Annotated in this window: 6 protein-coding genes and 1 CRISPR repeat array (1 of these 7 cut by a window edge); all 6 genes read right to left on the minus strand. The window is 69.8% G+C overall.

Features of this window, described 5'->3' with window-relative positions; translation table 11 throughout:
- Positions 1-3,709: a CRISPR direct-repeat array (repeat unit 36 nt; unit sequence GCCTCAATGAAGGGCAGCTCCGGTGGGAGCTGCGGC); it begins 4,526 nt to the left of the window's first position.
- Between the two features lie 185 nt (positions 3,710-3,894).
- From cas2 to cas7g, 6 genes are read right to left on the minus strand one after another with little or no spacing between them, the layout of a single operon-like run.
- A complete protein-coding gene (cas2, locus tag Prum_RS05570) occupies positions 3,895-4,197 on the minus strand; it encodes a CRISPR-associated endonuclease Cas2 (protein ID WP_173074533.1) in 303 nt (100 codons plus the stop codon).
- Positions 4,194-5,807 carry a CRISPR-associated endonuclease Cas1 gene (gene cas1, locus Prum_RS05575; protein WP_173074535.1) on the minus strand — a complete coding sequence of 538 codons (1,614 nt, stop codon included), beginning with the start codon at positions 5,805-5,807 and terminating at the stop codon, positions 4,194-4,196. The genes cas2 and cas1 overlap by 4 nt, the downstream gene beginning before the upstream one ends.
- The gene (locus Prum_RS05580) at positions 5,807-6,856 is read right to left on the minus strand and encodes a hypothetical protein (RefSeq protein ID WP_173074537.1); all 1,050 of its coding nucleotides are present in this window, start codon (positions 6,854-6,856) and stop codon (positions 5,807-5,809) included. The genes cas1 and Prum_RS05580 overlap by 1 nt, the downstream gene beginning before the upstream one ends.
- Entirely contained in the window at positions 6,853-9,591 is a 2,739-nt protein-coding gene (gene cas3g, locus Prum_RS05585; protein WP_173074539.1) for a type I-G CRISPR-associated helicase/endonuclease Cas3g, read from the minus strand. Before cas3g ends, Prum_RS05580 begins: the two co-directional genes overlap by 4 nt.
- Entirely contained in the window at positions 9,588-11,108 is a 1,521-nt protein-coding gene (gene csb2 / locus Prum_RS05590) for a type I-G CRISPR-associated protein Csb2 (RefSeq protein WP_173074541.1), read from the minus strand. Before csb2 ends, cas3g begins: the two co-directional genes overlap by 4 nt.
- Entirely contained in the window at positions 11,105-12,343 is a 1,239-nt protein-coding gene (cas7g, locus tag Prum_RS05595; RefSeq protein ID WP_173074543.1) for a type I-G CRISPR-associated RAMP protein Csb1/Cas7g, read from the minus strand. The genes csb2 and cas7g overlap by 4 nt, the downstream gene beginning before the upstream one ends.
- Positions 12,344-12,429: the final 86 nt, after the last annotated feature.

Here is a 12,429-nt window from a genome sequence, read left to right on the forward strand (position 1 = left end):
GATCAGGCCTCAATGAAGGGCAGCTCCGGTGGGAGCTGCGGCAACGTGTCCGGGCTGGCCGGGTCGCCTGCGCGCAGGCCTCAATGAAGGGCAGCTCCGGTGGGAGCTGCGGCCAGCATCGCACGCACGGCAGCGGATCGGCGCGGAAGGGCCTCAATGAAGGGCAGCTCCGGTGGGAGCTGCGGCGGGAATCCCCTATTCCCCTTCAGCAAAGACGGCGTACGGCCTCAATGAAGGGCAGCTCCGGTGGGAGCTGCGGCCCGCTGCGTTGGGGCAAGTACGTGATGGCGTTCGTGCCTCAATGAAGGGCAGCTCCGGTGGGAGCTGCGGCGTGCTCGCGTCATCCGACGACCGGGCGCTGCGGCCTCAATGAAGGGCAGCTCCGGTGGGAGCTGCGGCTCTGGCTTGACATCGGCGAGGGGGCAGCCGATGAGCCTCAATGAAGGGCAGCTCCGGTGGGAGCTGCGGCCCAGCACCACGAGCACTGTCCGCGCTGGCCGGCCCGGCCTCAATGAAGGGCAGCTCCGGTGGGAGCTGCGGCGCGTCGATCACGTCGTTGATCAGCGAATCGGACGCGCCTCAATGAAGGGCAGCTCCGGTGGGAGCTGCGGCATGTCGACGCACTGTTGTGCTCCGCTCCCGGCGAGCCGGTGCCTCAATGAAGGGCAGCTCCGGTGGGAGCTGCGGCTTGGCGTCGTCGAGGGTGCCGACGATGTCGAACTCGCCTCAATGAAGGGCAGCTCCGGTGGGAGCTGCGGCGGCGGCTACCTCCGCCCGTTGAAGCCCTACCGCGCCTCAATGAAGGGCAGCTCCGGTGGGAGCTGCGGCCTCGAAAACGCCGGCCCAAACGCCGCGCCCGAAAGCCTCAATGAAGGGCAGCTCCGGTGGGAGCTGCGGCTGGACAGGGGCGGTGTGGATCCGCCCCAACGGGCCTCAATGAAGGGCAGCTCCGGTGGGAGCTGCGGCGCATGAACACGGACCGTAGGGAGCGTCGATGAGCGTGCCTCAATGAAGGGCAGCTCCGGTGGGAGCTGCGGCGCGGCAGCCGGCTCAGGTCCGCCACGGCTCAGGAACCCGCCTCAATGAAGGGCAGCTCCGGTGGGAGCTGCGGCGACACGGCCAGATACACGCCGATCAGCGCTGCGCCGCCTCAATGAAGGGCAGCTCCGGTGGGAGCTGCGGCTGGTAGATCGCCACCAGGGACGCGACCATGTCCAGGCCTCAATGAAGGGCAGCTCCGGTGGGAGCTGCGGCGGACTGGAATGGGGAGTCCTGGGTACGGCCGGGATTCGCCTCAATGAAGGGCAGCTCCGGTGGGAGCTGCGGCCGCGCCGCAGTCTTCGCACGTCTCGTCCGGCCCTTCCCAGCCTCAATGAAGGGCAGCTCCGGTGGGAGCTGCGGCATCCGCGAAGATCGACGAGGTGTTGACGTGCGCCGTGCCTCAATGAAGGGCAGCTCCGGTGGGAGCTGCGGCCTCTGGAACGGCCAATGGGGCATGGCCCGGCTCGACATGCCTCAATGAAGGGCAGCTCCGGTGGGAGCTGCGGCCTCCGGCGTCACCGGATCGGTGTCACCGCCGGCCTCGACGCCTCAATGAAGGGCAGCTCCGGTGGGAGCTGCGGCCTCCTTCAGTTGGTGGCCGGACGGTCCGGCCGGGCAAGCCTCAATGAAGGGCAGCTCCGGTGGGAGCTGCGGCTCGCCGGTCAGCGCGCCAGTGATCCCGACCGTGCCTCAATGAAGGGCAGCTCCGGTGGGAGCTGCGGCGAGGCTCCCGTTGTAAGGAGCCGCAGGGTTGCGGCACCTGCCTCAATGAAGGGCAGCTCCGGTGGGAGCTGCGGCTCGGGTACGGGCTCGGTCTGACCCCGGCGGCCAGGCCTCAATGAAGGGCAGCTCCGGTGGGAGCTGCGGCCCGCTGCGGCGCACCCGCCACCGTCCACCTGATGGTGCCTCAATGAAGGGCAGCTCCGGTGGGAGCTGCGGCAGTCATATCCGCTTAGCTCGTCATCGTTTTGCAACGTGCCTCAATGAAGGGCAGCTCCGGTGGGAGCTGCGGCGAGGATTCGGAACAGGAAGAACCACGAGCCGTAGGTGCCTCAATGAAGGGCAGCTCCGGTGGGAGCTGCGGCTGGGAGGCCGGCGCCTCCAACACGGCCGGGAAGCCTCAATGAAGGGCAGCTCCGGTGGGAGCTGCGGCCGGATCTATATGTGAGGGGTGGCTGAGCAGTGGCGCCTCAATGAAGGGCAGCTCCGGTGGGAGCTGCGGCTAATATTCCACCCCTGCCTGACCTGCGGCGATGCCTCAATGAAGGGCAGCTCCGGTGGGAGCTGCGGCCCGAACGCCTCGGACGCGCTGAAAAGCGAGTGCGAAGAGCCTCAATGAAGGGCAGCTCCGGTGGGAGCTGCGGCAGCGTAGCGGTAGCGGCGCCGAGGGGCCCGGGAACGTCGCCTCAATGAAGGGCAGCTCCGGTGGGAGCTGCGGCTCCCGACCCGATCCTGTCGCAGGCTGGGGTGACGTTGCCTCAATGAAGGGCAGCTCCGGTGGGAGCTGCGGCCTACCGCGTCGTGGTCGACGCGTCGGAGGCCATGCTGCTGCCTCAATGAAGGGCAGCTCCGGTGGGAGCTGCGGCCCATCCTCGGCGGTAACACGCCCTGGGCGAGCCGGCCTCAATGAAGGGCAGCTCCGGTGGGAGCTGCGGCGGAATTCTGTTATCGGGTTCCTGGGTGGGCTCCGCGGCCTCAATGAAGGGCAGCTCCGGTGGGAGCTGCGGCCGCCAGGATGTTCCCGCGCGGTCTGGCTGCCGAGCCTCAATGAAGGGCAGCTCCGGTGGGAGCTGCGGCTCGCTGGAACGACACCGCGACCGCATTCGCAGCGTGAGCCTCAATGAAGGGCAGCTCCGGTGGGAGCTGCGGCCACTCCGCGACCTCATCCTGCCCGACCCCGAAAGGCCTCAATGAAGGGCAGCTCCGGTGGGAGCTGCGGCGTCGGCGAGGGTTTTCCCGAAGACTTCGTCGGCGGTGCCTCAATGAAGGGCAGCTCCGGTGGGAGCTGCGGCGACGGCCACGTCTACGGCGACTGGACCCGCGAGCAGGCCGCCTCAATGAAGGGCAGCTCCGGTGGGAGCTGCGGCGCAGTGGGTCGTCCGTCGAGAGCGACGATGGCGTCCGCGCCTCAATGAAGGGCAGCTCCGGTGGGAGCTGCGGCTGCGCAGCACGTAGGCGGCCTTGCCCGTGAAGGCGGCGCCTCAATGAAGGGCAGCTCCGGTGGGAGCTGCGGCTGGCCGAGGATCATCGCCGTCGACGCCCCGCGTGTGCCTCAATGAAGGGCAGCTCCGGTGGGAGCTGCGGCTCGATGCGGTGCGGGCGGATGGTCGCGACGACCACGCCTCAATGAAGGGCAGCTCCGGTGGGAGCTGCGGCCTTAACGGCGTCCTGTGGTTCACCCGATGAGCCGCCGCGCGCCTCAATGAAGGGCAGCTCCGGTGGGAGCTGCGGCGTGCACGGCGGCAGCGTCGAGGGGCGCTTGCCGGGCGGCCTCAATGAAGGGCAGCTCCGGTGGGAGCTGCGGCCGCCCGGGTCCACGTCGGAGAACATGGCGGACACCGCCTCAATGAAGGGCAGCTCCGGTGGGAGCTGCGGCCCGGGGCCGGAACCCCCGGCGCGTAGCGCCGCTGCTGCCTCAATGAAGGGCAGCTCCGGTGGGAGCTGCGGCAGGGTCAAGATCCTAGCCGTCTTGAGCAGGGTCCCAGCCGGTCTGCTGCGAAGGGTCTGTTTCCCATGATCGGATAGCGCCATCACGACTGCCAGTGCGGCGTCCTGCAGGGCGCGCTGGCTGGACAAACACCCGCGCGACAGGTGCACGCTTGGATGCGGGATGACGGAGGCTTCGCCGATGGTCTAGAGGATTGCTGGCCCGTGGTCGGTGATGGTGCGGCTGCGGCCGATTACGTCGAGCGTTCGGCTTTGGTTGTCGCGCAGAGTACCCAGGTTGCAGAACAGGATCGAATCCGTGCCCTGGTCGATCAGGTCGATGAGCTGGGTACGAAGCCGCAGGAGCTTGGCTGGGCAGGTGTCCACGATGAAGACGCTGTACTGGACGCGGTCGCCGTACGATTCGAGCTTCTTGGCTACGTTCGTTCTCCGGACGTCGTCCGAGATGTCGTAGGCGATGAGGTAGCGCCGTACGTCGTCCAGGCTCATCGGACTTTGATGCCCTGGTATTGGGGCTGCGTCCCGTCGACCACTCCAAGGACCAGTCGTGCCTGAATCTCCATCGCGCGTCGCCACGTCACGTCGTACCCGAATATGGGGTGTCGGAAGGTGCCGGTGACCCGGCGTTCGTAGCCGGCGATCAGTGCTTTGCGTGCACGCTCGCCGATACGGGTGCTTCCGAGCACGGTCGAGAAGTCTCGGGCGCGGACCTCGCCGTTGTTGAAGGCGTTGATGACGACTGAATCGGCGACCGGCGCGCGGAACTCCTCGACCAGGTCCAGCGCCAGTGCTGGCTTGTTGCGTCCGCTGCTGTGTAGGAAGCCGGCGTGGGGGTCGAGACCGCAGGCGACGACGGCTCGTAGGGCGTCCGCGGTCAGCAGGCCGTAGCAGAGGTTCAGCGCCGCGTTGATCGGGTCGCGGGCGGGGCGTCTCGTCCGTACGGAGAAGGTCAGCTCTTCGGCCGCTACGACTCTGGGCCTGAGCATGGTGAGGAAGGACTCGAAGTAGCGTGCCGCGGCATCGCCTTCGATACCGAAGAGGTCCGCCAGTGATGGTGCCTCGAGCGCCTCCCGCTGGAGCTCCCGCAGCCGTGCGACCACAAGTGGGGTGTCACCATGTCGGCGCAGCAGCGTCGCCTGGTTGGCGACCTTGGCGGACACGAACTGTCGGGCCAGGTCGATGCGCCCGCTGTGGGATGCGAGGTGTTGAAGCAGTCGCGGCCCGCCGTTGGGCCCCTGGGCCGCCCTGGCCCATCCGGTGACTCGGCCTGTGCTGGTGCACCAGACGACGGACAAGCTGCGCCACAACAGTTCCCGGATGAGGCCGCTGGAGAGGTCGACATTGCCGTGCACCACGACGCCCTGCACGCGTTCGATTGGGAAGGTGCCGAGCTTCTCGCCGCTCTTGCTGACTTCGATCCGTCCGCGGGTGACGTACGCGCGGGAGCCTGGGGTGGTCAGGTGCAGTACCTGCGTGTCCGGGTCGGCTACAACGATCCGGCGGGTTACCGGTGCGAGCGGGCGTTCGTCGGGAAGGCAGACGGTGATGTGCGAGCAGCGGGAGCAGCGCCGATCGTCTTCGAGCGGGGGCGGCGCTTCCTCCGCGGCGAGGGTGCGGGCGGTGGCCGCGACTGTCTCCCGCGCGAACGCCTTGTCCTCTTCGGAGAGGGGAACGTCGACCCGGGTGCGGTGATTGATGAAGTAGATCGCCTGCCCCGTCACCGGGTATCCCATGTCGGCCAGGGCACCGGACAGGAGCGCGACCTGGACCCGCATCGGTTCGGTGACTTCGGGCCGCCGGCGGACCGGCGTGGCCTTGTGCTCGACGACCGTCATCGCGGCGCTCTCATCGAGTTCGACGGTGTCGCAGCGTCCGATCACGCCGAGGTCGTGGCTGATCACGTCGACTGCGCGGTAGCGCTGGGACCGTGACCCGGTCGGGTCGTCGGCCGGCGCGTGGGCCTCGGTGCCGACCGCCACCTGGTGCGTGTCGGTCGTCTCCCCCATCGCCTCCAGCCAGGCCCGGCGAGGACAGAACGCCTGATGTGCCACCAGGCTGATGGGAATCAGGTCGCGCCCTTCACCTAGGGTCTCGGGCATCAGCGGCGACCGGTCTTGACGATTTCGCCGAGCGCGGCGCGGCGTTCGGGTGCGCTGTCACTGCCGAACCGCTCCACTGTGAACCGCACTACCGCGCCGACGCCCCGAATCGCCAACCACTGGCAGGCGGTCGGGTCAATGGGTCCAACCTCTTCCGAAGGCAGGCCGGTCGCAGCGAACTCGCGGAGCTGTCTACTCGCGACGATGGAGCGCAGCCGAGCCGTACGCCAGCGCCCATACCAGATAGGCACGTAGCAATGTCCGGCCGTGCCCTGTCCAATATGGCCGGTCGTGATGGCAAAGCCCTCGCGGCCGCCACGTACACGGATGCGAATCCGCTGCGCGATGGGGAACTGCGAGATGCCCCACAGGGCACACCACGCGAGTGCGTTGTCGGTCGGCCCTGGCGAGGCGAAACCGGTGGGCGTGCGGCTGGTTGCGGCGTCCTTGCCGATCTCGTCGCGGCAGCTGCGGCCGAGCAGTCCGTCGCTGACCGCCGCGGCGGTCCGGGCGGCGACCGCCGCGGCCAGTGGGCGTATCCGGTTGCCCACAAACTCGGAGCCCTGGTTGCGGGGCTGCATCTCCAGTCGGCTGGCGCCGTCGTCCTGGAACCGCTCGCCCTTACGGTTGAGGCTCCAATAGCTCGGTTCGCCGAGCGCGGCGAGCAGCCGCAGGTCGAGCAGCGCCCGCGACCGGGTCAGCCGGTCGAGCACGTCGCGTCGGCGGTCCTGGAGCGAGCTCCAGCCTTCGCTGCTGGGGATGACGCTGAGTCGAGGGCTCATCAGCGCTCGCGGCTCGCCGTCGCTGACTGCCCGGCTCGGCCAACTGTCCGGGGTGGCGCGCTGGGCCGCGTGTGCGCGTACGATTTCGCCGATCGTCTCCGGCGTGGCCCGCGGCGCCGTGAGCACCGGTCGGGACTCCATGCCGCCGGTCCAGAACAGCCGGACGTCGTCGAGTCCACTGTCTTCGACGATCGCCGCGAGGCCGTACAGCGCCATGTGCGAAAGCATCGTCTTCGGTTCGGCGGTCGCCAGTACGAAGTTGGTCATGATCCCTCCGCGGAGACTTGGCCGTCGGCGGCGCGCAGCAACGCCTCCAGGTAGGCGCAGCCCCACACACCCCAACGGGCGTGTGTACGTTCGATCAGTTCGTCCCACAGACCCTCGTCGAAGAGCGCGGTGGTGACGTCGTCGGCGCCGTCGACCAACTGCTCGCCCGTGTGCGGGAAGCCGTGCCGGCCGTGCCCGTGGCTCGTGCCGATCAGCCGAGCCGCCAGATCCCGACAATTTTGGTCCAGTGTGGACAGTTCGGGCCAGGCGCGTACGACGGAGAGCTGCTCGTGCCGCCAGCGGGTCGGCAGGCCGGAGGCCGTGCGGAGCCGCCGGATCATCCGTGCGTCCCGCACCCCGCTCTTCGCCAGTGGCTCCCCGAGGGCAGGGTCGGCATGCAACGAACGCTGAAACCGTTCGTCCACTTTGCCGTCGTCGTGGTGAAGTCCGGCGAGGCGGAACGTCTCTACCAGTTCCGCGCCGAGGCCAAGCCGGGTGGCGACCAGCTTGGCCCGTTCCGCTACGGCTTCGGCATGCCGCCGAAGCGTGACACGCCTGCGGTACGGGGTCCACGTCTGCCGAAGTTCCGCGTCCGCGAACGCCTGGCGAAGGTCGACCACTATCAGCCGGAGCAGGTCCCGCTCGTCGTCGTCCTGATCGCGCCAAACCAACCTCGCCTCGGCTCCGGCCGGCTCGTTCTCCGGTCGGTCGAGCAGGTCAGCCGCTGCAAGCACCATCGGCCGCGGCGTCAGCTCCTCTTGGTGTTCACGGAGCAGCCGGGCGATCGCGACCGGGTCGGGGTCATCCGCGTTGTCGGTCGCGGCGGCCACGGCGCCGAGGAGCCGGCGATGCCCGGCGGTCTCGCCCTCGATCCGGAGCACGACCTCACCCGGACCCGGTCTGTCGAGCGCGTCCAGCACGTCGTCGACCCGCTCGTTGCCGTCCGGCGTGAAGACCTTGGCACGGAACAGCTCCGCGGTGTCGTCCACGACCACCTGGTCGCCCGGCCGCAGCCGTTCGTCGCCCAAGGGGCACGGTGACTCGCCGGGCCGGAGCAGCAGCGCGCCCGGATCCGGCTTCAGGCGCGCCCGGATCGTCGCCGCATGGCGGATCGAGACCGGGAACACCTCGTATCCGCGGGGCGGCAGTGCCTCGATCAGCCGTACGGCGTCGCCCGGATCCTCCGGCAGCGCGTGCCGTACGACGAGGCCGAACTCGTGGTCCTCCTCGTCGAGGTCGTCGGAGAGCCACAGGTCGAGGTCCTCCTGCGGGGCGGCCAGGTCGTCGCTGGTGCGGGCCAGATGCCATGCCTCGGCCAGCTCCAGTCGCTGGAACAGCTCGCGGCTCGGTGTCGGGACCGGCGGCCGGTCCTCGCACAGCGCCCACGGCGCCAGGCCGTGCGGATCGGACTGCCGCTCCGCCAGCCACGCATGGGCCGCCGCCAGGTCTTCACGACGGTACGGCCCGAGCCGGTCCCCGGCGGGAAGGTCGGCCGCCGGCACCACCACGGAGATGGCCGTTGTACGCCGCCCGAGCCGGTTGACACGGCCGGCCCGCTGGGCGATGGCCCCACCGGGTGCCAGCTCCGTCACCATGGCGGCCAGGTCGAGGTCGACGCCGACCTCAAGGCTCTGGGTGGCCACCAGCACGTCGACCGTGGCGTCGCCGGCGATGCTGAGCAGACCCGACCGTGGCGGCTTCAGACGGATCACGTCGTGTGGGCGCACCCGCCCGCAGACCAGTTCGATCTTCATGCCACGCGCGCGCAACTCGGCGGCGACGTCGGCGGCGACAGCGACCGTGTTGACGAAGCACCCGACCGTCGGGCCGTATGCCTCACGCAGCCGTACCGCCTCGTCCGCCAGCGCTGTGACGCCTGCCTTCCGGGCCGGGCCGCCGGGTGGGAGCGGCCAGGACGCGAGCGGCAGCAGGGTAACCGGCTTCGGCGTGGTCAGCCGTTGTCGCAACGGTTCGTCCACCTCCAGGTCGTCCGGTTCGACACCGACCGCTACACCGGCGTCAGCGGTGGGCGTGGCGGTGGTCTCGACGACCTGAAGGACTGGGACGTCGAGTGGCTCCTCCGCGACCGCGGCCAGCTCGGCGACGCGGCGCGCCGTGGTGACCAACTGCCGAGAGAGGTGTGCCTCGTCGACGACGGCGACCGTGTCATACGCGAGCAGGCCCGCCTCACGGGGCCGCGCCTGTGCCCGCGACCCGTAGCCAGACAGCAGCAGGCGCGAGCCCCACATGTCGGGCGTCGCGCAGAGCACAGCGCAACCGACCGGGTCATCCAGCCACTCCCGCGACGGGGGCGCCCCGCCACGCAGCAATGGCGTCCACAGCAGCGGGTCGACCGGCCTCCGGCTCTGCCGGCGCAGCAAGCTGAGCGCCTCGGCCATCCGGGTGAGTACGCCGTCACCATCGCGGGCATCCGTCAGGCGTTCCGCGACAGACTTCGCGTGCTCGTGCTGGTCGTCGACGAGGGCGCGGCGGTCGACGACGAGCGCCAGCCGGCGCGGGACCCGGACCGGGTGACCGGACGCCATCAGCGCCACCGCGAACACATGTACGTCGATGACGCTGGTCTTGCCCGCTCCGGTGGGCGCGACGAGCTGGTCCGGCCACCGTCCGGTGTGGAGGAGGTGGTCAAGAAGCCGCTCCTGCCACCGGAACGGCGTATGTCCATCATGGACCTCACCGAAGAAGGCGCCGAAGTCGGTGCGGTCGAGGCTCATCGGACCATCCTCCGCGCGATGTCGGCGGGCAGGTCCACGGGCACGAGCAGGCCGCCGCCGAGGTGCCGGCTCTGCCCGATGGCGGCGATCGTCCGGGGACCGGTTAGGTCGCCAAGGCCCAGGATGGCCCGGTACGGCTGGATCAGCGTGTCTGGGTGCACTCGGTGCACGTAGCGGCCGACGTCGCCGTCCATCACCCGTACCGCGGACTGGACCCGAACCCCGCGGCCGGCGGCAGCTTCGGCCAAGGCTCGATATCGTGCGTCACCCCGACCCAGTGCCGAGATCTCCTGCCGCCAGACCAACGCGACCGACAACGCCGCGGCGTCGGCCAGAGACCAGCGGCCGCCGCGCGGCGGCCGGGTGTCGGGCACGGCGACTGGATCGGTCTGCCACCAACGCTCAGTCCCCGCGGCCGGCTCCGGCCAGAACCGGTCGGCCGGGACCTCCACCGGCACACCGACAGAGAACGGGCCGGAAGCGACCCGGACGACCCGCAGCCGTGGCGCCGCGATCCGGATCAGGGCGAGGTCGACGTCGCTCGCCTCCCGCGGTAACAGCAACAGCACCGCCGCCGCACCGCCGACGGCCGGAGCACCGGGTCCAAGGAACTGGATCGCGCACCGGTTGGCGGGGCGTGGCACCCCTGCTTCGTAGACGCCGGTCAGGATCGCGGGCGCACCGTCACCGACCAGCGCGATGAGCGTGCGATGCACGGCGACCGCGCACCGCACCCGCGACTCCGGCGGGATCGGCCGCTCCAGCGGAAAAAGCAGCGCGGACGCCCATGGAGTCGGCGAAGGTGGCGGCTGGGGCTGGGAATACCGGCCGATAGTCAGGCTTGCCGTCGCCACCGGGGGCGGCTCGGTCCGCTCGCTCGACCGGTGCGCGTCGGCCTTCAGCGGCGGCGGCGAAGAGGCCGCCCGGTGCGCCGCCTCCAGCGCATCGACCCGGCCGGTGACGGCCACCGCGAGGTCCAGGCCGTCGCCGGTGAATAGGTCGGCCTCCCGGTCGAGGCGGTGGGTCGGCTCGGCATCGACCACCGAGAGCAGCACCGGCGACTCGCTGGTCCCGAGATACGGCACTTCGGGACACAACTCGGCCAGCGCGGCAGCGACCGGCTCGGGCGGGCTCTGCTCCCACGTCCAGGCGAACCGTCCGGTCACCGCGACACCACGAACCGCCGGCTTGCCGATCAGCTTGTCCGAGAGTGGGTTGCGGCCCTCTTTGACGACCAAACCCTCTTTCCGGTATGCCGTCGCGGCACCGCCGTTGCGCAGAGTCTGCGGCACGGCGATGCCGTCCGGCGGGTTCGCCTCCAGCCAGCGCAACGCGTCGCGGTCGGCGTCACATGGCCGCAGCCCATCGGCCTCGGCGACCGCCCGGACGCCCTGCGCCGCCGCGCAGAGCAGGGCGGCGTGCAGCCGGGCCGGTGACGGCAGCGGGTCGGGCTGGCCGTCGCCTATGTGTCCCTTGTAGACACCAAGAAGGGGCTCGGCGACGATCGCGAAGCTCACTTCTCTTCCGCATCCGTGTCGACCGCGCCGGAGACAATGTCCGGGTTGCCGGTGACCCGCAATGCCAGGCCCGACCACGTGACGTCGGCGACCTTCTCGGCGTGCGCGAGCGCCTCGCTCAGCAGCAGGTCGGCCGCGTCGATGGAGAGCGGCTCGACGTCGAGGAACTCGCCGCCCCGCTGGTCGAGCCGGACCATCGGCACCTCCGCCTCGACCAGGTCGCAATTGGCCCGCAAGTAGAGCTCGGCGTCAGACCGGGCGAGCGCGTTGAGCGCCAGCGCGGCCAGCAACGCCCGGCACGCCGCGTCGCCCTCGACACCGGCCCCGAACCGCATCTGGCGCAGCGTGGCGAAGGACAGTACGTGCGTACGGATGATGGTGTCGCAGGCGACGCCGGCCAACTGGTCCAACGTCGGCGGGATTCCACCTAGACCGAGCGCGGACGCCGACTTCGCGTCGCCGGGCTTGATCCCGTTCGCCACCTTGACGATACCGTCATAGTTGCCTGGACTCAGCTCCGCCCGCTGCCGTTCGGCCGTCTCGGCCATCACCTTCTTGCCAAGGTTGATCTGCATACCAACCGGGTCGACCCGCGCGCCGCCGCGCATCCCAGGCTTGGGCTCGGTCAGCACACCCGTCCCGTCACGGCTCGCCGAGACGAAGCCGACGATCTCCCCGACCAGCGCGCTACGCCAGCGACCCTGCCGGCTGCGCCGGCTCGAGTCCCAGCCCCCGAAGACCAGCGTCACCGGGCTCGTCTCCAGCAACGCCCGCGCGTTGGCCGGGGTCGCGTCCCGGACGGCGCGGTACGCCGCCGTCTGCGTGGTCGGCTGCCCGTCGATCATGCCGGCGCGGATGTGCCCGTCGAACACGCGGTGTGGCAGCGTGAGGTCGTAGTAGCGTTCGACCATGCCGTCACGCTCGTACGTGACCTGCACGTGCGGCACACGGGACAGCAACGGGTGCCCGTCCTCGACGGCCTGAGCCAATGCCTGCTCAGCCCGGTTGAGCTGTGACTGCTTGGAGTCGATGACGACCGCGTAGCGGCTCTCGTCACCGAGGTAACGCTGCTCGTACGCGTACACGCCACCCTTCTTGCCTCGCTCGGCGAACTTGGCCGGAGCGACCGACGTATGCCGCCCACCGGCCGGCTCCAGCGACGTCGTCGACGCAAGGCAACTGGACCCGCCCGGCGACCCAGCGGCAAGCAGGACAGCAAGATCCAACGAACGCATAAGCCAACTCTCCATTTCGGACAACGCGGGTTCGGGCATCGGGGTCAGCCGAAACCGCCGCCCCACATGACCGTCCTATGTAGTTA

This window comes from Phytohabitans rumicis, assembly GCF_011764445.1.
Classification (GTDB): domain Bacteria; phylum Actinomycetota; class Actinomycetes; order Mycobacteriales; family Micromonosporaceae; genus Phytohabitans; species Phytohabitans rumicis.